The 22,049-nt window shown below is 70.8% G+C and carries 20 protein-coding genes; 4 read left to right on the plus strand and 16 right to left on the minus strand.

What is annotated here, in order from left to right; translation table 11 throughout:
* Positions 1 to 78: 78 nt before the first annotated feature.
* The gene (locus ACWD0F_RS02255) at positions 79 to 1,242 is read right to left on the minus strand and encodes an acyl-CoA dehydrogenase family protein (RefSeq protein WP_449871945.1); all 1,164 of its coding nucleotides are present in this window, start codon (positions 1,240 to 1,242) and stop codon (positions 79 to 81) included.
* 126 nt (positions 1,243 to 1,368) lie between these two features.
* Between ACWD0F_RS02255 and ACWD0F_RS02260 the strand changes: the two genes are divergently transcribed.
* Positions 1,369 to 2,682 carry a UDP-glucose dehydrogenase family protein gene (locus ACWD0F_RS02260; RefSeq protein WP_449871947.1) on the plus strand — a complete coding sequence of 438 codons (1,314 nt, stop codon included), beginning with the start codon at positions 1,369 to 1,371 and terminating at the stop codon, positions 2,680 to 2,682.
* Positions 2,683 to 2,712: 30 nt separating this feature from the next.
* Here ACWD0F_RS02260 and ACWD0F_RS02265 read toward each other — a convergent pair whose 3' ends face one another.
* The 3 genes from ACWD0F_RS02265 to ACWD0F_RS02275 all read right to left on the minus strand — a co-directional run bounded on the left by ACWD0F_RS02265 (position 2,713) and on the right by ACWD0F_RS02275 (position 5,434).
* Entirely contained in the window at positions 2,713 to 3,588 is an 876-nt protein-coding gene (locus ACWD0F_RS02265) for a GNAT family N-acetyltransferase (RefSeq protein ID WP_449871949.1), read from the minus strand.
* A gap of 174 nt (positions 3,589 to 3,762) precedes the next feature.
* Positions 3,763 to 4,239, minus strand: a complete 477-nt coding sequence (gene purE, locus ACWD0F_RS02270; RefSeq protein WP_449872376.1) for a 5-(carboxyamino)imidazole ribonucleotide mutase — start codon at positions 4,237 to 4,239, stop codon at positions 3,763 to 3,765.
* Positions 4,240 to 4,285: 46 nt separating this feature from the next.
* On the minus strand, positions 4,286 to 5,434 hold the full coding sequence (locus tag ACWD0F_RS02275) for a 5-(carboxyamino)imidazole ribonucleotide synthase (protein ID WP_449871951.1): 1,149 nt from the start codon (positions 5,432 to 5,434) through the stop codon (positions 4,286 to 4,288).
* Positions 5,435 to 5,729: 295 nt separating this feature from the next.
* Between ACWD0F_RS02275 and ACWD0F_RS02280 the strand changes: the two genes are divergently transcribed.
* Positions 5,730 to 6,239, plus strand: coding sequence for a GtrA family protein (locus ACWD0F_RS02280; protein ID WP_449871953.1), 510 nt, complete (start codon positions 5,730 to 5,732; stop codon positions 6,237 to 6,239).
* Here the strand turns inward: ACWD0F_RS02280 and ACWD0F_RS02285 are convergent.
* Entirely contained in the window at positions 6,223 to 7,500 is a 1,278-nt protein-coding gene (locus ACWD0F_RS02285) for an ATP-binding protein (protein ID WP_449871955.1), read from the minus strand. The genes ACWD0F_RS02280 and ACWD0F_RS02285 overlap by 17 nt on opposite strands.
* Before the next feature lie 2 nt (positions 7,501 to 7,502).
* Positions 7,503 to 8,171: a response regulator transcription factor gene (locus ACWD0F_RS02290; RefSeq protein WP_043620820.1), complete on the minus strand. Its 669-nt coding sequence runs from the start codon at positions 8,169 to 8,171 to the stop codon at positions 7,503 to 7,505.
* Between the two features lie 236 nt (positions 8,172 to 8,407).
* On the opposite strand from ACWD0F_RS02290, the gene ACWD0F_RS02295 reads away from it, so the two are divergent.
* Positions 8,408 to 10,774 (plus strand): glycoside hydrolase family 95 protein, encoded by a 2,367-nt coding sequence (locus tag ACWD0F_RS02295; protein ID WP_449871958.1) that lies wholly within the window; start codon positions 8,408 to 8,410, stop codon positions 10,772 to 10,774.
* Here the strand turns inward: ACWD0F_RS02295 and bfr are convergent.
* The 7 genes from bfr to ACWD0F_RS02330 form a co-directional block, all read right to left on the minus strand.
* Entirely contained in the window at positions 10,732 to 11,217 is a 486-nt protein-coding gene (gene bfr / locus ACWD0F_RS02300) for a bacterioferritin (protein ID WP_449871960.1), read from the minus strand. The genes ACWD0F_RS02295 and bfr overlap by 43 nt on opposite strands.
* A gap of 25 nt (positions 11,218 to 11,242) precedes the next feature.
* On the minus strand, positions 11,243 to 11,419 hold the full coding sequence (locus ACWD0F_RS02305; protein ID WP_357812177.1) for a (2Fe-2S)-binding protein: 177 nt from the start codon (positions 11,417 to 11,419) through the stop codon (positions 11,243 to 11,245).
* Between the two features lie 119 nt (positions 11,420 to 11,538).
* Positions 11,539 to 12,159 (minus strand): MBL fold metallo-hydrolase, encoded by a 621-nt coding sequence (locus ACWD0F_RS02310; protein WP_449871962.1) that lies wholly within the window; start codon positions 12,157 to 12,159, stop codon positions 11,539 to 11,541.
* On the minus strand, positions 12,160 to 13,245 hold the full coding sequence (locus ACWD0F_RS02315) for an S-(hydroxymethyl)mycothiol dehydrogenase (protein WP_449871964.1): 1,086 nt from the start codon (positions 13,243 to 13,245) through the stop codon (positions 12,160 to 12,162).
* Between the two features lie 15 nt (positions 13,246 to 13,260).
* Positions 13,261 to 14,166, minus strand: a complete 906-nt coding sequence (locus ACWD0F_RS02320; RefSeq protein ID WP_449872377.1) for an adenylate/guanylate cyclase domain-containing protein — start codon at positions 14,164 to 14,166, stop codon at positions 13,261 to 13,263.
* 201 nt (positions 14,167 to 14,367) lie between these two features.
* Positions 14,368 to 14,883 carry a PH domain-containing protein gene (locus ACWD0F_RS02325; RefSeq protein ID WP_449871966.1) on the minus strand — a complete coding sequence of 172 codons (516 nt, stop codon included), beginning with the start codon at positions 14,881 to 14,883 and terminating at the stop codon, positions 14,368 to 14,370.
* A 78-nt stretch (positions 14,884 to 14,961) separates the two neighbouring features.
* A complete protein-coding gene (locus tag ACWD0F_RS02330; protein ID WP_449871968.1) occupies positions 14,962 to 15,786 on the minus strand; it encodes a biotin--[acetyl-CoA-carboxylase] ligase in 825 nt (274 codons plus the stop codon).
* 54 nt (positions 15,787 to 15,840) lie between these two features.
* Between ACWD0F_RS02330 and fdhD the strand changes: the two genes are divergently transcribed.
* Complete coding sequence (fdhD, locus tag ACWD0F_RS02335; RefSeq protein ID WP_449871970.1) at positions 15,841 to 16,719, plus strand: formate dehydrogenase accessory sulfurtransferase FdhD; 879 nt, start codon at positions 15,841 to 15,843, stop codon at positions 16,717 to 16,719.
* A gap of 190 nt (positions 16,720 to 16,909) precedes the next feature.
* Here fdhD and ACWD0F_RS02340 read toward each other — a convergent pair whose 3' ends face one another.
* The 3 genes from ACWD0F_RS02340 to ACWD0F_RS02350 form a co-directional block, all read right to left on the minus strand.
* Positions 16,910 to 19,531 carry a phosphoenolpyruvate carboxylase gene (locus ACWD0F_RS02340; RefSeq protein ID WP_449871972.1) on the minus strand — a complete coding sequence of 874 codons (2,622 nt, stop codon included), beginning with the start codon at positions 19,529 to 19,531 and terminating at the stop codon, positions 16,910 to 16,912.
* Between the two features lie 70 nt (positions 19,532 to 19,601).
* Positions 19,602 to 21,170: a hypothetical protein gene (locus ACWD0F_RS02345; RefSeq protein ID WP_449871974.1), complete on the minus strand. Its 1,569-nt coding sequence runs from the start codon at positions 21,168 to 21,170 to the stop codon at positions 19,602 to 19,604.
* Between the two features lie 28 nt (positions 21,171 to 21,198).
* Entirely contained in the window at positions 21,199 to 22,035 is an 837-nt protein-coding gene (locus ACWD0F_RS02350; protein ID WP_449871976.1) for an ABC transporter ATP-binding protein, read from the minus strand.
* Between the last annotated feature and the right edge of the window lie 14 nt (positions 22,036 to 22,049).

Consider the following 22,049-nt stretch of genomic DNA (forward strand, 5'->3'; position numbering starts at 1 on the left):
CGGAGCGAGGACCGCTCGGGTCGGGATCCCGCCAGGCGACCACCCAGACGGGCAACGGGTGGGTGGCAGCCGGCCCACCTACTTCAGGAGCTGCCGGGCCATGACCATGCGCTGGATCTGGTTGGTGCCCTCGTAGATTTGGGTGATTTTGGCGTCGCGCATCATGCGCTCCACCGGGAAGTCCTTCGTGTAGCCGTACCCGCCCAGCAGCTGCACCGCGTCCGTGGTGATGTCCATGGCCGCGTCCGAGGCCGCGCACTTGGCCGCGCTCGACAGGAACGTCAGGTCCTTCTGCGGCGTGCCGTTCATGGCCAGCTCCGACTTGGCCGCCGCGTGGTACGTGAGCTGCCGGGCCGCCTCCAGCTTCATCGCCATGTCGGCGATCATGAACTGGAGACCCTGAAAGTCGGCCACCGCGCGGCCGAACTGCTTGCGCTGCTTGACGTAGCCGATCGCGTAGTCCAGGGCGCCCTGGGCGATGCCGAGCGCCTGGGCGGCGATGGTGATGCGGGTGTGGTCGAGGGTCGCCAGGGCGGTCTTGAAGCCGGTGCCGGGCGCGCCGATCATGCGGTCGGCCGGGATGCGGACGTTGTCCAGGATGACCTGGCGGGTGGGCGAGCCCTTGATGCCGAGCTTCTTCTCTTTCGGGCCGAAGGAGACGCCTTCGTCCGACTTCTCGACGACGAAGGCCGAGATGCCGCGCGCGCCCGCCGACGGGTCCGTCACCGCCATCAGCGTGTAGAACTCCGACACTCCGGCGTTGGTGATCCACGTCTTGGTGCCGTTGAGGACGTACGAGTCGCCGTCCGCCACCGCCCGCGTCTTCATCGCCGCCGCGTCCGAGCCCGCCTCCGCCTCCGACAGCGCGTACGAGAACATGGCCTCCCCCCTGGCCACCGGCTTCAGGTAGCGGGACTTCAGCTCCTCCGAGGCCGACAGGAGGAGCGGGACCGTGCCCAGCTTGTTGACGGCGGGGATCAGGGAGGACGACGCGCAGGCGCGGGCCACCTCCTCGATGACGATCACCGTGGCCAGGGCGTCCGCCCCGGCGCCGCCGTACTGCTCAGGGACGTGCACGGCATGCAGGTCAGCGGCCACGAGGGCCTTGTAGACGTCCCAGGAGAACTCCTCGTTCTCGTCGGCCGCGGCGGCGTACGGCGCGATCTTCTCGTCGGCCAGGGCCCGGACCGAGTCCCTGAGCATGTCGTGCTCTTCGGCCGGCGCGTATAGAGGAAAGCTCATGCGTCAAATACTAGGACGTCCGAACTTCTTGTTACCAGTCGGTACGGTTTGCGAATAAGTACAGGTGGCACGTAGGAGGTAGCGAGGGCCCTGTAGCATGCCTGCGCGATCGAAAGGAGCTCACTCGTGCCATATCGCCTCACGGTGATCGGGACTGGATACCTGGGCATCACTCATGCGGCGTGCATGGCTGATCTCGGCTTCGACGTCCTGGGCCTCGACATCGACGCCGACAAGATCCAGCGCTTGAACGCCGGCGAGCTCCCGATTCACGAGCCCGGACTCCAGGCCGTCCTCCGCCGCGGGCTGGACTCCGGCCGCCTTCGCTTCACCACCTCCTACGAGGAGGTCGCCGCCTTCGGTGACGTGCACTTCATCTGCGTGGGCACACCGCAGAAACGCGGCGAGTACGCCGCAGACGTCACGTACATCGACAACGCCGTCGAATCCCTCGCGCCGCTCCTCGACCGCGAGTGCCTGGTCGTGGGCAAGTCCACCGTGCCCGTCGGCACCGCCGAGCGCCTGGCGGACAAGCTCGCCCGGCTCTCCCCCGCCGGCACGCAGGCCGAGCTGGCCTGGAACCCCGAGTTCCTGCGGGAGGGCTTCGCGGTCAAGGACACCCTGCACCCGGACCGCATCGTGTTCGGGGTGCGCACCGAGCGCGCCGAGAAGGTGCTGCGCGAGGTGTACGAGCCGCTCGGCGAGGTGCCGATCGTGGTGACCGATTTCGCCACGTCCGAGCTGGTCAAGACGGCCGCCAACGCCTTCCTCGCCACCAAGATCTCCTTCATCAACGCGATGGCCGAGGTCTGCGAGACCGCGCACGCCGACGTCAAGCAGCTCTCCGAGGCCCTCTCCTACGACGACCGCATCGGTGGCCGCTACCTGAACGCCGGTCTCGGGTTCGGCGGCGGCTGCCTGCCCAAGGACATCAGGGCCTTCATGGCTCGGGCCGGCGAGCTGGGCGCGGACCAGGCGCTGACGTTCCTGCGCGAGGTGGACGCCATCAACATGCGGCGGCGGGCCCGCATGGTCGACCTGGCCAGGGAGCTGGCGGGCGGCTCCTTCCACGGCTGCACCGTGGGTGTGCTGGGCGCGGCGTTCAAGCCTGACTCCGACGACATCCGCGACTCCCCCGCCCTCGACGTCGCCGTCACCATCGGCCACCAGGGCGGACAGGTCACCGTGTACGACCCGATCGCGCTCGACAACGCCCGTAAGGCCCATCCTGAGCTCAACTACGGCGCTTCGGCCGTCGAGGCCGTTCGCGGGGCGCATGTGGTGCTGCTGCTCACGGAGTGGCAGGAGTTCGTGGAGCTCGACCCCGAGCAGCTCGGCGCGGTCGTCGCCACCCGGCGCATCGTGGACGGGCGCAACGCGCTGAGCGCCGAGGCATGGCGGTCGGCCGGCTGGCACTACCGCGCTCTCGGGCGTCCGTAGCCGTCTACCGCGCTCGGGCGTCGTAGCCGCCTATCGCAGGTGCCGGACCCACTGGGTGAACAGCGGGCGATACCCCCTGCGCGCCCAGAACGGCGCCGAGAGCGGGTTCGGCACGGCGTGGTGGAGCACCATGGACCGCACGCCCCGCGCCGCCGCGTGACTCTGGGCCGTCTCGGCGAGCGCCACGCCCACGCCCTGGCCCCGCACGGACGCCTCGACGTACAGAACGCCGAGGTAGGCGACCGGCGAGGCGCGTACGGACGTGGCGATCCAGCGGGACCTCTCGGGCGGCTGGACGATGACCACCCCCACCAGCTCGCCCTCCACCTCCGCCACCCAGCACCACTCCAGCGGCAGAACCTCGCCGGCCAGCAACTCCCGGATACGCGCCGGGGTCGACGCGCGGACGGTCACCCAGCCGAACTGCGCGTCGTACGCCACCAGCCGCTCGTACAGCCGCGCCACGGCCTCCAGATCACCCCCGGCGAGCCGGCGGACGGCGGGAACGCGTACGGAACGTTTCTGGAGGGAACGGACGGCCGCCACGGCGATGGGCGCGAAGCCGCGGATCGCCAGGGCTCTGACCGGCGCGGTGTCCCGGCTCGGCCATGACACGGCCAGCGCCTGCTCCGGCTCGCCGGGGCGCAGGCCCGCCAGCCACCGGTCCAGCAGCCCGCCGAGCGCGGCCTCCGGGTCGGCGCCCGCGACGCGGGCGTCGAGACGGTGTACGACCAGCGGGGACCAGGTGGCCCGCAGGCTGTCCGGCTCGATCCGGTCCACGGAGACGAGCCCGACGGCGCCGGGGGCCTCCAGCGGCTCCTCACCGCGCTCGCGCAGGTCGTCATGGCCTGCGACCAGCGGATCCGCGGCGCGCACCCGGGCGGCATGCCCGCTGATCACGTCCATCCCGGCACAGTAGCCGCGCGCACGCCACCCGTGGAAGAAGATGCCAGGAACACCCGCACAGAGGCCACCCGTCCGCCGTCAGGCAGCCCCAAGCGAAGGCCACCCGTCAGGCAGCCCCATCGAAGACCACCCGCCCGCCGCCAGGCAACCGAAGCCGAAGCCGAAGCCACCCCGTCAGAGGTCGGCGGCCTCCGCGCGCAGTTTCGCGCCCTTGGCGTACGCCTGCTCCTTCAACGAAACCTGGAACTCCTCCATCCGCTGCCGCAGCCCGGCGTCGGAGGCGGCGAGGATGCGTACGGCGAGCAGCCCCGCGTTACGCGCCCCGCCCACCGCGACAGTGGCCACGGGCACCCCGGCCGGCATCTGGACGATCGACAGCAGGGAGTCCATCCCGTCGAGGTATTTGAGCGGCACCGGCACCCCGATCACCGGCAGCGGCGTGACCGAGGCCAGCATGCCGGGCAGGTGCGCCGCGCCACCGGCCCCGGCGATGATCACCTGGAGGCCGCGGGAGGCGGCCTGGCGGCCGTAGTCGATCATCTCGGTCGGCATGCGGTGCGCGGAGACGACGTCGGCCTCGAACGGCAGCCCGAACTCGGCGACGGCTTCCGCCGCGAGCTTCATCACGGGCCAGTCGGAGTCGCTGCCCATCACGATCCCGATGCTCACGCTGCCTCCCGCACGCACGACGAGACGGTCATGTGTATTCCCCCGTGGTGAGGTAGACGACGGCGTGGCGGGCGCGGGCGCGAACCTCGTCGAGGTTGGAGCCGAGGGCGGTCACGTGGCCGATCTTACGGCCCGGCCGCACCTGTTTGCCGTAGAAGTGCAGCTTGATGCCCGGATCGTGGGCGAGCACGTGCTCGTAGCGCTTGAACAGGTCGGGGTCGTCACCGCCGAGCAGGTTGGCCATGACGACGACCTGGGCGGTCATCTTGGGCGAGCCGAGCGGCAGGTCGAGCACCGCCCGCAGATGCTGCTCGAACTGCGACGTCGTCGACCCCTCGATCGTCCAGTGGCCGCTGTTGTGCGGGCGCATGGCCAGCTCGTTGACCACCAGGCCGTCGGCCGTCTCGAACAGCTCCACGGCCAGCAGCCCGGTCACCCCGAGCGCGTCGGCGATCCTCAGGCCGATGCGCTGGGCCTGGGCGGCGTCCTCCTGGTCGAGACCGGGCGCGGGCGCGAGCACCTCGACGCAGATGCCGTCCTGCTGCACGGTCTCCACGACCGGGTAACTGACGCCCTGGCCGTGCGGCGAGCGGGCCACCAGCACCGCCAGCTCCCGCTCGAACGACACGAACGCCTCGGCCATCAGCTCCGCCCCGGACGCCAGCGCCTCCGCGGCGTCCTCGGCGGACCGGCACACCCACACGCCGCGGCCGTCGTAGCCGCCGCGCACCGTCTTCAGCACCAGGGGCCAGCCGTGCTCGGCGCCGAACGCGGTGACGTCGGCCGCCGACGACACCCGGGCCCACGCCGGGCAGGGCACGCCGATCGCGGTGAGCCGCTCGCGCATGACCGCCTTGTCCTGGGCGTGCACGAGGGCGTCGGCTCCGGGATGGACCACGTAGCCGTTCTCGGTCAGGGATCTGATGTGCTCGGTCGGCACGTGCTCATGGTCGAACGTGATCGCGTCGCAGCCCTTCGCGAATTCGCGGAGGTCTCCAAGATCGCGGTAGTCTCCGATGCGCGTGTCGACGATCACCCGGGCGGCGCTCTCGTCGGGGGCGTTGGCCAGCACCCGCAGCTCGACGCCCAGCGCGATGGCGGGCGGCTGCGACATCCTGGCCAGCTGGCCCGCGCCGACGATGCCGACGACCGGTCCGATGGGGCTGTAGGAACTCACGCCAGGTGAGCTTACCGGGACTGACCGACTTTTCCGTCAAGGCCCTCACCAGGCGCGGGGCTGGACGGCCGTTCCGGGTTGCCTCGCAGGCTTGACCAGCCGTTCCGGGCCGCCTCACAGGCACGACCGTCCAGCGTCCGGGTCGCGGGCGGGGCCCGCGGTGCACCGCAGCGTAATCCCCATCACTCGGGAATACCGGGCATAGGGCGATATTTCGAGGAATGTTCTTTGCGCGGTATGTTCTTGGCTCTGACACCCGCCCCCAGCATGGCCGGTACGCTGGGGACGACATCGCATGGCTAGGAAGGGACCGACCAGAGACGTGAACTTCGTCAAGCGCCTCTACCAGCGGTTCGCCTCCCTCGCCCATGAGCTGGCCAAATTCGGCAGCATCGGGATTCTCGCCTTCCTGCTCGACACCGGCATCTACAACCTGTTCCTGCTCGGGCTGGAGTGGGGGCCGCTCACGTCCAAGGTCGTGGCGACCTCGATCTCGGCGACGTTCGCCTATGCGGGCAACCGGTTCTGGACGTTCCGGCATCGGGAGCAGAGCGGGCTGCGCCGCGAATATTTCCTGTTCTTCCTGCTCAACGGCATCGCACTGCTGTTCGGGCTGCTGGTGATCGGTTTCACCACCTACACCCTGCAGCTGGACGACGGCCTCAGCCTCAACATCGCCAACATCATCGGCATCGGCCTCGGCACGCTGTTCCGCTACTGGTCGTACAAGAAGTGGGTCTTCCTGGAGGCCACCGAGCCGATCCCGGTCGAGCTGCCCGAGTCCGGGGTCAGGCAGGACCGCTGACCACCCGGTTCCTGCTGTCCTCCTCCACCGGGCGCAGGAAGATGGCGAACGTCGCCGGGCGGCGCCGCACCAGCTCCAGCCGTCCGCCGTCGGCGGCGGCCAGCGCGCGGGCGAGCGTGAGCCCGAGACCGGTGCCCCCGCCGCCGCTCACGTTCCGCTCGAAGATCTTGGGTGCGATCTCGTCGGCGATCCCGGGGCCCTCGTCCGCGACCTCGATCACCACGTAGTTGTCGCCGCAGGTGGTGGTGACGGTGACGTCGCCGCCGCCGTGCCGCAGGGAGTTCTCCAGCAGGGAGGCGATCACCTGGCCGAAGCCACCGGTGGTGGCCAGCGCCTTCAGCCCGCGCGAGCCGTCGAGCCGCAGCGAACGGCCCGCTTCCCGGAAGACCCGCTCCCATTCGGTGATCTGCTGGATGAGCACCTCGTCGATGGCGACCGGCTCGGCCTGGGCATGACGCTGGCGGCGGGCCGCGGCGAGCAGCTCGTCGATCACGGCGGTGAGCCGCTCCGCCTGGATGATCGCCGCCTCGCCCTCCTCCCGCACGACGTCGGGTTCGTCCGAGGCCGCGACGATCTCCTCCAGGCGCATGGTCAAGCCGGTGAGCGGGGTGCGGAGCTGGTGGGAGGCGTCCGTGGCGAACTCACGTTCGCGCGTGAGCAGGTCGGAGATGCGGGTGGCGCTGCGGTCGAGCACCTGCGCCACCCGGTCGAGCTCGGGGATGCCGTAGTGGTGCTTGCTCGGCCGCGCGTCGCCGGAGCCCAGGCGGTCGGCGATCTTCGCCAGGTCCTGGAGCGGCAGCGTCAACCTGCGTGACTGTACGACGGCGAGGCTCACGGCCACCGCCAGGGCGGCGACGGCCAGGGCCACGATCAGCAGGAGGCGAGCCCGGACATCCTGCTCGACCTGATCGCGGTCACGGCTGATCCGGACGTAGACGCCGGTGTTGGTCTGCGCGTCCTCGGTCATCAGGTGACCCGACGCCGGGGCGGTGCCGACGACGGTCACCCTCAGGGGGGTTCCACGTTCCCAGATCTGGATGTATCTGCCCGGGTATTTCTGCTCCAGTTGCTGGGGGTCGAGCGGCGTCTCCTGTACGCGGGCGTACTCCACCTCTCCCACGAGACGCTTGGCCTCCGCCCCGAGCTCCTGAGCCGCCTCATCGACGATCAGGCGGCTGACGACGACGCCCAGGGGGACCCCCAGCAGCAGGACCGCGATGACCGCGACGACCAGGGTGGAGGAGAGCAGTCGGCGGCGCATTCCTACTCGCGCTCGAACCGGAAGCCGACTCCGCGCACAGTGGTGATGTAACGCGGCTTGGCGGCGTCGTCGCCAAGCTTGCGCCGGAGCCAGGAGATGTGCATGTCGAGCGTCTTGGTGGAGCCCCACCAGTTGGTGTCCCACACCTCGCGCATGATCTGCTCACGGGTGACGACCTTGCCCGCGTCGCGGACGAGGACGCGCAGCAGGTCGAACTCCTTGGTCGTCAGGTGCAGCTCCTTCTCCCCCATCCAGGCCCGGCGGGAGTCTGCGTCGATGCGCACGCCCTGGACGACCGGGGTCTCGGAGGTGCCGCGGCGCAGCAGCGCGCGTACGCGGGCCAGCAGCTCGGCCAGCCGGAACGGTTTCGTCACGTAGTCGTCGGCGCCGGCGTCGAGCCCGACGACCGTGTCGACCTCGTCGACGCGCGCGGTGAGTATCAGCACCGGAGTGCCGTGGCCCTCGGCCCGGATCCGGCGGGCGACCTCAAGGCCGTCCATCTCCGGCAGGCCAAGGTCGAGAACGATGAGATCGATGCCGCCCGACAGAGCCCTCTCCAGGGCCTGCGGGCCGTCAGGGCTCACCTCTACCTGATAGCCCTCGCGGCGTAGCGCACGCGCGAGTGGCTCGGAAATCGAGGTGTCATCCTCGGCGAGAAGTACGCAGGTCATAAAGCGATCGTAGGACCTTAGGCGATCGTTTCCCGGGCACAGCGCGCGGTTTGACTCGTCGTTGACCTATCCATTGACCTGGGCAAACACAGCTAAATATCGGTTAGTCGGGATTAAAGTACCGCGATCACCGAGGGTATTTCTTGATGCCCGGACGCGCCGGCTCCGGCGCTTTTTCCCGGCCGTGCCGGCCGCGGTGCCGCGAGTGCCGCCCGGCCTTGTTAGCGTTGTCCCCCATGCCAGGCTTACCGGAGACACCGGCCGATCCGACCCTCTGGTACGACACGCCGGCCGTCGATTGGGAGACGCAGGCCCTGCCGATCGGGAACGGGGCGCTCGGCGCGACCGTGTTCGGCGGGACGGGCACCGAGCGGATCCAGTTCAACGAGAAGAGCCTGTGGACGGGCGGACCGGGGTCGCGGGCGGGATACGACTTCGGCAACTGGACCTCGCCACGGCCGGACGCCCTCGCCGAGGTGCGGGAGCGGCTCGATCGCGAGGGCAGGATGGCGCCCGAGGCGGTCGCGGGCAGGCTGGGGCAGCCGAAGGCGGGATTCGGGGCCTACCAGCCGTTCGGGGATCTCTGGCTCGACCTGCACGGCCAGGGCGCCGCGAGCGGCTACCGGCGGGAGCTGAGCCTGCGGGAGGCCGTGGCCCGGGTGGCGTACACGGCGGACGGGGTGCGGCATTCGCGCGAATATTTCGCCAGTCATCCGGCGAACGTGATCGCCGGCCGGATCTCGGCCGATCGGCCTGGTCAGGTGTCGTTCACCCTCAGGGTCTCCGCGCCGCACGACGGCGTGCGCGCCGGCGTGTCGGACGGGCGGCTGACGGTTCGCGGGGTGCTCGCGGACAACGGGATGACGTACGAGGCCCAGGTGCGAGTGGTCGTGTCGGGCGGCAGCCGGACGGACGGGAGCGACCGGATCACGGTCACCGGCGCGGACAGCGCGGTGTTCGTGGTGTCCGCCGCGACCGACTATGCCGGGATATATCCGGAATATCGCGGCGATGACCCGCACGCCGCCGTCGCCGCCGCCGTGGACAGGGCGGTGGCCCAGGGGTACGACGCGCTCAGGCGGGCGCACCAGGACGATCACCAGGAGCTGTTCGACCGGGTACGGCTGGACATCGGGCAGCGCACTCCCTCGCTCCCGACGGACCGGCTGCTGGCGGCGTACACCGGCGGGGCGTCCGCCGACGACCGGGCCCTGGAGGCGATGTTCTTCGCCTACGGGCGCTACCTGCTGATCGCCTCCTCGCGGGCCGGATCGTTGCCCGCCAACCTGCAGGGCGTCTGGAACGACTCCGTCACCCCGCCCTGGGCGGGCGACTACCACGTCAACATCAACCTGCAGATGAACTACTGGCTCGCCGACCAGACGAACCTGGCCGAGACGACGCGGCCGTACGACGACTACGTCACCGCCATGGTGGCGGCGGGCGAGCGGACGGCGCGGGAGATGTTCGGGGCGGCCGGGTGGGTGGTGCACAACGAGACGAATCCCTTCGGGTTCACCGGCGTGCACGACTGGGCCACGGCATTCTGGTTCCCCGAGGCGGCGGCCTGGCTGACCCAGCAGCTCTACGACCACTATCGCTTCAGCGGGGACGCCGGATACCTCCGCAGGACCGCTTATCCGGTGATGAGGGGAGCGGCCGAGCTCTGGCTGGAGACGCTGCACACCGATCCCCGCGACGGGACGCTGGTGGTCTCGCCCAGTTACTCGCCCGAGCAGGGGGATTTCTCGGCCGGGGCGTCGATGTCCCAGCAGATCGTCTGGGACCTGTTCACGAACGTGGCGGAGGCCGCGGGCGTCCTGGGCGGCGACGAGGACTTCCGGCAGCGGGTGCGCGACGCGCTGGGGCGGCTGGATCCCGGGCTGCGGATCGGGTCCTGGGGGCAACTCCAGGAGTGGAAAGGCGACTGGGACGATCCGCAGAACGAGCATCGGCACGTGTCGCATCTGTTCGGGCTGCATCCGGGGCGGCAGATCGTGGCCGGCAGCCAGGAGGGCACGGCGGCCGGGGTGTCGCTGCGCGCGAGGGGCGACGGCGGCACCGGATGGAGCAAAGCCTGGAAGATCAACTTCTGGGCGCGGCTGCTCGACGGGGATCATGCGCACCGGATGCTGAGCGAGCAGCTCAGGTTCTCGACGCTGGCGAACCTGTGGGACACGCATCCGCCGTTCCAGCTCGACGGAAATTTCGGCGCTTGTGCCGGTATCGCGGAAATGCTGGTGCAGAGCCAGCACGGCGTGATCCACGTGCTGCCCGCCCTGCCCTCGGCCTGGCCGGCGGGGTCGGTGCGCGGGCTGCGGGCCAGGGGCGACGTGACGGTGGACCTCTCCTGGCGGAACGGCGCCCCCGAACGGATCACCCTGCGCGCCGGGCGCTCCGGGCCGCTCACGGTACGCGGGGCCGGGCATCTCGCCGCCGGGCCGGGGCCACAGCCGCGCCGTTCCGGGGACACGGTGACCTGGGAGGCCGTGGCCGGGACCGTGTACACGCTCACCGGCCAGGCCCTCGGGCGGGCAGCGGGCCCGCCCGAGGCCGGAGGTCAGTCGTCGTACGAACGCGGCTCGGCGTATCGGGCCAGGTAGAGCTGCTCACCCAGGGCGCGGATGAGCGAGAGCTCCGTTTCGAGGTAGTCGATGTGCTCTTCCTCGTCGCGCAGGATGTCCTCGAAGATGTTCGCCGAGGTGATGTCGCCCTTCTCGCGCATGAGCGCGATGCCCGGCCGCAGCCGCTGCACCACCGACATCTCGACCTCAAGGTCAGCCTTGAGCTGCTCCTCGACGGTCTGGCCGATGTGCAGGGTGCCCAGGCGCTGGTAGTTGGGCAGGCCCTCCAGGAAGAGGATGCGATCGGTGAGGCGCTCGGCGTGGCGCATCTCGTCGATCGACTCTTCGCGGGTGTGCTTCGCGAGCTTCGTATACCCCCAGTTCTCCTGCATCTTGGCGTGCAGGAAATACTGGTTGATCGCGGTGAGCTCGGCGGTCAACTGCTCGTTGAGCAACTCGATGATCTGCTTGTCGCCCTGCATGAAACGGGCCCCTCGTCGCTATCGACTATGCGGTCGTGAGTTCTTCAGACCGTTTCAGGATGGCACAGATCTTCCGCACACAACGGGCACAGTCACCGCCAGCACCTGTGGTGTCGCGGACCTGCTTCGCGCTCGTGGCCCCGGAGGCGATGCAGTCGTGAACCTCGTTCTCGGTCACAGCACGACATATGCACACGTACACCGGGGGTAAGCCTCTCGCGAAGGGGTGGGCGCCATAAGGTTAGGCACTCCTAAGATAGCTCACTTTGGTAAGGCTTGCCTATGTTAGGCGCGCCACAGTGCGCCGGCCCCTCGCGAACGTCAGTGACCTCGGGTGATCCACTCCTCCAGATGCGGGGCCTCGGCGCCGATCGAGGTGGAGTAGCCGTGGCCGGTGTGCACGACGGTCTCCGGAGGCAGCGTCAGCAGCCGCTCCTTGATCGACTCGATGATCGTGCCGAAGGAGGAGTAGGAACGGCCGGTGGCTCCAGGGCCACCCTGGAACAGGGTGTCGCCGCTGAACACCACGCACGGATCCGGCGCGTACAGGCAGACGGCGCCCGGCGCGTGGCCCGGCGTGTGCAGCACCTGCAGGACGATCCCGCCGACCTCGATCTTCTCCCCGTCGGCCAGCGGCTCGTACGGCACCGCGTCGCCGTACTGCTGCTCCCACAACACCTGGTCGGCGGGGTGCAGCCGGATCGGCGCGCCGGTCAGCTCGGCGAGCGGCCGCGCGGCGTTGATGTGGTCGTTGTGCCCGTGCGTGCAGACGATGGCCTTGACCGTGCGCCCGCCGACCCGCTCGGCGATGGCGGCGGCGTCGTGGGCCGCGTCGATGACGACGACCTCGCGGGCGTCGCCGATCAGCCAGACGTTGTTGTCGACGTCCCAGGTGCCGCCGTCCAGCGAGAACGTGCCCGAGGTGATGACGCGATCGATCATCTAGATCCTCACCACCGAGCGCAGCACCTCGCCGCGGTGCATCTTGGCGAACGCCTCCTCGACCTGGCCGAGCCCGATGGTCTCGGAGACGAACTTGTCGAGCGGCAGCCGGTTCTGCAGGAACAGGTCGATGAGCAGGGGGAAGTCCCGGCTCGGCAGGCAGTCGCCGTACCAGGAGGACTTCAGCGCGCCGCCGCGGCCGAACACGTCGAGCAGCGGCAGCTCCAGCGCCATCTCCGGGGTGGGCACGCCGACCAGGACGACCGTGCCGGCCAGGTCGCGGGCGTAGAACGCCTGCTTGTAGGTCTCCGGCCGGCCGACCGCCTCGATGACCACGTCGGCGCCGAAGCCGCCGGTCAGGTCGCGGATGGCCTCGACCGGGTCGTTCTCCCGGGAGTTGACGGTGTGGGTGGCGCCGAACTCGCGGGCCCAGGCCAGCTTGCGGTCGTCCACGTCCACCGCGATGATCGTGCCGGCGCCGGCCAGTGAGGCGCCGAGCACGGCCGCGTCGCCGACCCCGCCGCAGCCGATGACGGCCACGCTGTCGCCGCGCGTCACGCCGCCGGTGTTGATGGCGGCGCCGATGCCCGCCATCACCCCGCAGCCGAGCAGGCCGGCCACCTCGGCCGGGGCCTCGGGCGAGACCTTGGTGCACTGGCCGGCCGCGACCAGCGTCTTCTCCAGGAACGCGCCGATGCCCAGCGCCGGGGACAACTCGGTGCCGTCCTTGAGCGTCATCTTCTGCCGGGCGTTGTGGGTGTTGAAGCAGTACTGCGGACGGCCGCGCAGGCAGGCGCGGCACTGGCCGCACACCGCGCGCCAGTTGAGGATGACGAAGTCGCCCGGCTCCAGGCCGGTCACCCCGTCACCGACCGCCTCGACGACGCCCGCCGCCTCGTGGCCGAGCAGGAACGGGTAGTCGTCGCTGATCCCGCCCTCCCGATAGTGCAGGTCGGTGTGACAGACCCCGCAGGCCTGCACGGTCACCACCGCCTCGCCCGGTCCCGGGTCCGGCACGATGACCGTCTCCAGGGAGACTTCCTGGCCCTTGCCTCGGGCGATGACGCCCTGCACTTCGTACGGCATGCCAGCCATCTTGGGTCAGGAGGATGATCTCCGCAAGACATAGGGCTGCACCACGCCGAGACCTCTGGCGGGACGGCGTCTGATCTTGTGCAGATCGAAGCCGTCCAGCGCCTCGGCCAGCCCGGAGTCGACCAGAATGGTGCCCGGCTTGGCGATGGCCGTGAGCCTGGCGGCCAGGTTGACGGTGGTGCCGAAGACGTCGCCCATCATGGGCACCACCGGGCCGTACGCCATGCCGATGCGCAACTCCTCGGTCTCGGCCAGGTCGAGCGCGATGGCCGCCGCCAAGGCCGGGGTCGGCGCGGTGAACAACACCTCGTCGCCCAGCGTCTTGACCAGCCTGGCGCCGTGGGAGGCCACCACGTCGGAGGCCCGCGACTCGAACCCCTCGACCAGGTCGGCCAGCTCCTTCTCGTCGAGCTCGGCGGCGCGGCGGGTGAACGAGACCAGATCCGCGAACCCCACCGACATCGGCACCTTCGACGGCACGAGCTCGCCGCTGACGTCGGCCAGGGCGAGCAGGCGGGTGCCGGCGGCGGCGAGCTGGGCGCGCCAGACGTGGATCAGCACGTACTCGAAGTCGGGCAGCAGGCCCTCGGCCAGGTCGAGCATCCTGGCCAGGTCGTCCTCGGTCGGCTCCGCTGGCAACATCGAGCCGAGCATGATCTCGGCCTGCCACTGCGCCAGCCTGGCCGTGGTCCGACCGAGCGCCCTGGTCATCCGGATGATCGTGGCCTCGTCGCGCAGGCCGCTGTCGAGCATGGACCGCACCCGGCGCAGCGCCTGCACGTCGGCGTCGGTGAACGCCACCGCGTCGGCGGGGCGCTGCGCGAAGCCGAGCGCGCGCCAGATGCGCTCGGCGAGTTGCTGCGACACCCCCGCCCTGGCCGCGACCTGCTCCCTGGTGAAGCGCGGTGGCATGCCGGTGAGCAGGCGCTCGATGTCCTCGGCGGTCGGTTTGCCGCGCGCGCCCTGGTCCACGCTCAGGCGCTCGACGTCCTCGGCGCCCTGGTCCACGCTCAGGCGCTCGACGTCCTCGGCGGCCTGGTCCACGCTCAGGCGCTCGACGTCCTCGGCGGCCGGTTCGCCGCGGCCGGATGGGTCCACATTCAGGAGGCTACTTCAGCGGCCGTCGAGCTCACCGTCCGAGGCGTCCTCGACGAGCCTGAACAGGTCGGTGCGGACGTCCTGGATCCTCGGGATGTCGCGCAGCACGATCTCGCCCCGGTCGCTGGCCGACTCCACGGTCAGGGTGCCGCAGCCGAGCATGCGCTCGGCGAACGTCTGGTCGGAGCTGACCGTGTTGACCTTGGTGATCGGGATCTCGTCGGTCGACTTGTTGAGCACGCCCGTGCTGATCGTGAAGCGGTGGGTGGTGAGCACGTAGCCCGTGTTCTTCCACCGCAGGTAGGGCACGAACGACCAGATCGTCAGCAGGATGAGGGCGACGACGCCGATCGCGATCCTGACGTAGGTGGCGTTCTGTCCCCATTCGGCCGGGACGAAGTAGATCGCCGCGCCCGAGGCGGCGGCGAGGAGGACCAGCGCGATGAAGGGGACGATGAGCCGCTTCCAGTGGGGGTGGAAGGATCGGACGCGTCGCTCACCCTGCGTCAGATGATGGTCGGGAAGGGTCATGGGTGAATGGTGCCACCAACGCCGCCCGGCTGCCATGCCGACGAAGGAACGGAGCACGGAGCCGTCCGGCGGTCGGGGCTACCCCGCCGGGCGCACGTGCACGACGTCGCCGGCGCTCAGCGTGTAGCGCTCGCCGCCCGCCGACTCCACCAGGAGGTGCCCGAAGCCGTCGACGCCCGTCGCCAGGCCGGTCACCGCCTGGTCGTTCGGCAGCTCCACCCGGACCCGCCGCCCGGTCGTGGCGCTGGCCGCCAGGTAGGCCGGGCGCAGCCCCGACGCCTCCGCGTCGCCGCCGGCCGCCGTCCACTCCCGGTAGTGGGTCTCGACCTCCCTCAGCACGGCCCGCAACAACGGATCGCGGTCGAGGCAGGCCGCCTTCTCGATGGCCAGCGACGTGGCCGTGCCGACCGGCAGCTCCTCGGCGCTGAGCGTGACGTTGAGCCCCATGCCGATCACGACGGCGTCGTCGGCCCGCTCGGCCAGCACGCCGGCCAGCTTGTGCTCGCCGATCAGCAGGTCGTTGGGCCACTTGAGCCGGACGTCCACCTCGGCCAGGCGGCGCAGGGCCGAGGCGGCGGCGACGCCGTACATGAGGGCCAGCCAGCCCTGCGTGGCGACCGGCACCTGGGGGCGCAGCAGGATCGAGAACGTCAGCCCGGCGCGCGGCGGCACCGACCAGGTGCGGCCCAGCCTGCCGCGGCCGGCCGCCTGGGCCTCCGCGACGAGGACCGTGCCCTCCTCGGCGCCCTGGCGGGCGGCCTCGGCCAGGTCGGCGTTCGTGGAGCCGGTGCTCTCCACGACGGTGACGCCCGTCCACAGGGAGCCGGGGCGGACCAGGGCGCGGTTGAGCGCCGCCGCCGAGAGGGGCGGGCGGCCGAGGTCGGAGTAGCGCGAGTCGGGCATCCTCCTATCTTCGCCGATGGTCGTGTCCCGGCCGGACAGGGGCAAGATGGTGGGATGAGCGAGCGTCCGGATCCGCGTATCCACCCGGCTCCCGTCAGCGCGCGGCCTGGCCCCACCTCCCGCGTGCGGATCACGGAGCTGACCGGCGCCGCCGCCAGGGACCGCCGCGACGACCTGGCCACGGAGGAGCCGCTGGAGATCCGCCTCACCGCTCCCGACGGCGCCCGCAAGACCATCGCGATCACCATGCGCACGCCGGGCCACGACTTCGAGCTGGCCGCCGGGTTCCTGCACGGCGAGGGCCTGGCCCGGGCCGCGGACATCGCCACGATCGCGTACTGCACCGACGAGGATCTGCCGCCCGAGGCGCGCTACAACACGGTGACCGTGCGCCTGCACGGCCCCATCCCCGACCTGCCCGCGCTCGACCGCCACTTCCTCACCTCCAGCGCGTGCGGCGTCTGCGGCTCGGCCAGCCTCGACGCCCTGCACGACCGCTGCGGGCCCATCCCCGGCGACACCCTCCGGCTCACCCCGCAACTCCTGTACGGCCTGCCGGACGCGCTCCGCAGGGCGCAGGGCGTGTTCGGCAAGACGGGCGGCCTGCACGCCGCCGGGTTGTTCTCGGCCACCGGGACGCTGGTGGCGCTGCGCGAGGACGTGGGCCGGCACAACGCGGTCGACAAGCTGGTCGGCTGGGCGGCGCTGGCCGGGCGGTTGCCGCTGGCCGGGCACGTGCTCATGGTCAGCGGGCGGACCAGCTACGAGATCATGCAGAAGGCGCTGGCGGCGGAGATCCCGGTGGTCTGCGCGGTGTCGGCGCCGTCGTCGCTGGCGGTGGAGCTGGCCAGGGAGTTCGGGATCACGCTGGTGGGGTTCCTGCGCGGCGAGCGCTGCAACGTCTACGCGGGCCAGGAGCGGATCGTCACGTAGCATCCTCTGAATAGTGGAATGAATTATTCCGTTCTGTCAGACTTTTGGGAACAGAGCCCGCCCGCAGTTCACCACGGAGATCGACGGGCAGCACCTGCACTTCATCCACGTACGCTCGCTGATCACATTACAGGCCCGGCCTGCACGACGATCGGGCTTCAGCCGTGGCCGAAACCCGATCACCTGCCGGTCAGCCGGTGTTCTGCAGGCCGGCCGCCACGCCGTTCACCGACAGCAGCAGCAGGGTGGAGAGCCGCTCGCGCTCCTGCTCCGACGGGTTGCCGGTGCGCAGGGCGCGCAGGGCCCGCAGCTGGAGGTGCGAGAGCGCGTCCACGTACGGGTCGCGGAGCTGGACGGCGCGCGAGAGCACCTTGCGGTTCTCCAGCAGCCGGGTGTGGCCCGTCACCTGCAGGACCAGGTCGCGGGTCCGGTCGTACTCCTCCATGACCTGCTTGCTGAAGTCCTCCCGGCCGCCCAGGGCCAGGTAGCGCTTGGCGATCGAGCGGTCGGTCTTGGCCAGCGACATCTCGGCGTTGTCGAGCATCGCGTTGAACAGCGGCCACTCCGCGTACGCGGCACGCAGCTCCTCCAGCGAGCCGACCGAGGCCAGGCCGGTGCCGAGGCCGTACCAGCCGGGCAGGTTGGCCCGGGTCTGGGCCCACGAGAACACCCACGGGATGGCCCGCAGGTCGTCGAGCGAGCGCGGCGCGCCCAGGCCGCGGCGGGCCGGGCGGGAGCCCAGGCGCAGCGAGCCGATCTCCTCCAGCGGGCTGACCAGGCCGAACCACTCGGGGAAGCCGGGCGCCTCGGTCAGCGCGCGGTAGGCCTGCTCCGAGGTCGTGGCCACCCGCTCGGCCAGCCCCCTGAAGCGCTCGGCCGCGGCGGCCGTGCGGGCGCCGATCGTGGGCGAGGAGGCCAGCAGGACGGCGTTGGTGACCTGCTCCAGGTGGCGGCGGGCGATGGCGATGTGACCGTAGCGGGCGAAGATGACCTCGCCCTGCTCGGTGACCTTGAACCGGCCGGCGACCGAGCCCGGTGCCTGGGCCAGGACCGCGCGGTTGGCCGGGCCGCCACCGCGGCCGAGGGCGCCGCCGCGGCCGTGGAACATGCGCAGCTTGACGTCGTGCTCGGCGGCCCAGGCGGTCAGCTCCTCCTGCGCCTCGTAGAGCCGGAGGGTGGCGGCGGCGGGGCCGAGCTCCTTGGCCGAGTCGGAGTAGCCGAGCATGATCTCCAGGCGCCGGCCGTTGTCCGCCAGGCGCTCCTGGAGCTGCGGGATCTCCAGCATGCCGGAGAGGACGAGCGGCGAGTTGGCCAGGTCCTGGCCCGACTCGAACAGCGGCACCACGTCCAGCACGGGCGCGCGGTCGCCGAGCGCGTACCCGGCCAGCTCGTAGACGGCCGCGATGTCCTCCGCCGTGCGGGTGAAGGAGACGACGTAGCGCGAGCAGGCCGTGACGCCGAACCGCTCCTGGATCCAGCCGATCACCCGGATCGTGGCCAGGACCTCCTCGGTGCGCTCCGACAGCTCGCCGCCGGCCCGCAGCTCCTCCAGCGCCGCCGCGTGCACCTGGGAGTGCTGGCGCACCTCCAGCTCGGCCAGATGGAAGCCGAACGTCTCGACCTGCCAGATGAGGTGCTGCAACTCGCCGTACGCCTGCCGCGGCGCCGAGGCGGCCAGCGACTCCTGCGCCAGGCGCAGGTCGGCCAGCAGCTCGGCGGGCGAGCGGTAGGCCAGGTCGAGGTCACGGCGGCGGGTGGCGGCGATGCGCGCGGCCGCGAGCAGCAACCACTGCCGGTGCGGCTCGCGCGGCGACCGGGTGGCCAGCTCGGAGACGAGCTCGGGATGCGCGTCCACGGCCGCGGCCAGCGCCGACCTCAGCTTGGCCGAGCTGGGGACGAACTGGGCGGAGGGCGTCAGCGTGCGGGCGATGCGCGTGCAGGCGGTCTCCAGCGCGGTCAGCACGTGCTCGGACTGGATCTGGATGGTCTCGCGGGTGACCTTGGAGGTCACGTTGGGGTTGCCGTCGCGGTCGCCGCCGATCCAGCTTCCGTACCGGATGAAGGGTCTGGCCTGCGGCGGGCGGGTGCCGGTGCCCTCGTCGAGCGCCGCGTCGAGCGAGCGGTAGACCTGGGGCACCATGCGGAAAAGGGTCTCGTCGAAGGCGGCCATGGCGGTGCGCACCTCGTCGAGCGGGTCGAGCTTGGTGGAGCGGAGCTGGGCGGTGCGCCAGAGGATGTCGATCTCCTCCAGGATGCGCCGCTTGCTCTCGGCACGCTCGGACGCGCCGCGGGCGGGCGAGTTGTACTCGGTGAGCTGGCCGCTGATGCGCTGGATGGCGGTGACCACCGCGCGCCTGCGCGCCTCCGTCGGGTGGGCGGTGAGCACCGGATGGAGCTCCAGGTCCGCCAGCAGCTCGGTGACACGCTCGTGGCCCAGCTCGTGTACGGCCTGCGCCAGCGACTCGCGCTGCACCCGGCCCTCCGCGTCCCGTTCGCGCAGCGTGCGGATGCGGTAGTGCTCCTCGGCCAGGTTGGCCAGGTGGAAGTAGCAGGTGAACGCCCGGGCGACCTCGACCGCCCGTTCGATCTCCCATGCGGCGACCAGGGCGGTGATCTCGTCGGCCGAGATCTCGCCCCTGCGTGCCGCGATGACGGCTTTGCGCAGCCGTTCGACGTCGGCCAGCAGATCCTCGCCGCCCTGTTCGGCGATCACCTGGCCAAGCAGTTTGCCGAGCATGCGCACGTCATGACGTAGCTCGTCCGGCATCTCGGTAACGGCGGCACTGCGACGCTCGAGCCCCTGGTCAATCATGTTTCGCAGGGTACCCAGTCGCTCGGAGCGCCCGTAGACCGGTCTCACCAATTGGACTAGACCATTGCCCTCAAGTGGCCTTGGAAACAGCTCCGAGCAGCTCAGGGAGCCGGGCGAAGCCGATCCGCGCGGCCAGCCTCCGGCCCAGCACCTCGGCCAGCAGCCCGTAGAACGGCGCCAGCACGGACACCCACAGGAGCCCGAACGCCAGCGGCAGCACGAACGGCAACGACAACAGCGCGATGCCGACCGTGGCCCCCATCGCGGAGGCGAACGCCTGCCCGCCCTGTCCAGGGGCGGCGCCGCTGAAGGCGTTCATCCGCTCGGGGACGGTGTAGGGGACGACCACGCTGGTCACCGAGCCGACGCCGAGCCCGATCCCGAGCGCTCCCCAGCCGGCCAGCGTGGCGGGCACGATCGTGCCGGGATGGCCGGTGAACAGGCCGGTGGCGACGGCGATGACGGCCAGCAGCGGAACGGCGATCACCGCGTTGGCCAGGTGCCGCCCGGCCAGGTCGGTGGCCAGGGCCCGCTCGGAGCCGAACGTGACGGCGTTCATCCAGAGGGAGCGGCCGTCGATGCCGAACGTGTTGCCCGACTGCAGCGCGATCATCAGCGCGCCGATGGTGGTGAGCACGATCGGCAGCCCCTCCGGCCCACCGCCACCGCCGCTGCCGCCACCCAGCGAGAACGACAACACGATGGTGACCACGACGGCGCTGAACCAGCCCACGCGGAACCTGGGCTCGCGCCTGATGTACTTCAGCTCCTTCGTCACCACCGCCGCCAGCGGCCCGTCGGGCAGGAACCGGTCGGTCAGACCGCTCTCCTTGCGCACGGAGGCGGCCTGGGTGGAGACGTCGGGCGTGACCAGGGCCCGGCCCAGTGCCTTGATCCACAACCAGCCGATCACCACCACGATCACGGCCACGGCGGCCAGCTCGGCCAGGCCGATCAGGCCGCCGTCCGCGATGGCGTGCGCCGCCATGCCAGGCGGGGTCCACCTGAACACGGCCGCCATCTGGTGCAACATGACCGTCGGATCGCCGAAACCGCGGTTCATCAGCAGGTTGGGGAGTTGGGCGAGCACCACCACGAGCAGCGCCGCCACGGCGAGCACGTCGCGCCCGCGCCTGGTGCGCAGCGCGCTGGACAACGATGTGGTGATCAGCCTCGACGTCACCAGGCAGAGCGCGAACTGCAGGAGCACCGCCGGAACGCCGAGCAGCAGGCCGCCCGGGCTCCGCGCGAGCGCGACCAGGGCCCCGAACGTGACGATCAACATCGCGAGCGGCCAGACGCCGGTGGCGGAGGCGGTGAACATGCCGACCGCCATCGCCCGTGTCCGCAGCGGGAACAACGACAACTTCGCCGGATCGAGCGTGTCGTCCAGGCCGAACGCGAGCAGCGGCACGATCATCCAGCTGATCAGGAAGATCCCGAACGCCACGATCACCAGCGACGCGGCGATGTCGCCGGGGGCCAGCCGGAGCAGGCTCATCAGCAGGAAGCCGAGCCCGGCCAGGCCGGTGGCCGAGATCAGGGTGAAGATGAAGCCGAGCTTGCGCTGCAGGTCGCCGCGGAGGTTGCCGGCGAGCAGGCGGAGCTTGAGCCCCGCGAAGAGCAGAACCGTGCTCATCGGCACTCCCGGACGCTCATCGGCGTGCTCACTGCTGGGCTCCAGGTTGAGCGCCGGGCTGGACGCCGGGCTGAGCGGCGGGCTGGGCGGCGGGCTGGGCGGCGGGCTGGGCGCCGAGCCAGGTCAGGCCCGGGTCGCCGCTTTCGCGCGGGCCGCCGACCAGCTCCAGGAAGACCTGGTTGAGGCTGCGCCCGCCGCGTACGTCCGCCAGCGGCCCCTGGGCCACGATGTGGCCCGCGCTCATCACCGACACCCAGTCGCACAGCCGCTCGACCAGGTCCATCACGTGGCTGGAGAAGATGACGGTCGAGCCGGACGACGTGTAGCGCCGCAGCACCTCGGTGAGCGTGTTGGCGCTGATCGGGTCGACGCCCTCGAACGGCTCGTCCAGGAAGAGCACCGACGGGTTGTGCAGTAACGCCGCCGCCAGCCCGATCTTCTTGCGCATGCCGGTGGAGTAGTCGACGACGAGCTTGTCGGCCGCGTCGGACAGGTCCATCACGGCCAGCAGCTCGCCCGCGCGCTGCTCGACCTCGGCCTTGGGGATGCCGCGCAGCCGGCCGTTGTAGAGCAGCAGCTCGCGGCCCGACAGCCGCTCGAACAACCGCAGCCCCTCGGGCAGCACGCCGATGCGGGCCTTGACCTCGACGGGATCTCGCCAGACGTGGAAGCCGTCCACCTCGGCGGCGCCTCCGTCGGGGCGGAGCAGCCCCGTGATCATGCTGAGCGTGGTCGTCTTACCCGCGCCGTTGGGCCCGACCAGTCCCGCGAAACTTCCGGCGGGGACCACCAGGTCGACTCCAGCCACCGCGATTTGCTGACCGTAGCGCTTGAAAAGGCCATGGGTGCGAACCGCATCCGTCATGGATCCACTCTAGG

The sequence above is a fragment of the Nonomuraea sp. NPDC002799 genome (genome assembly GCF_053592075.1).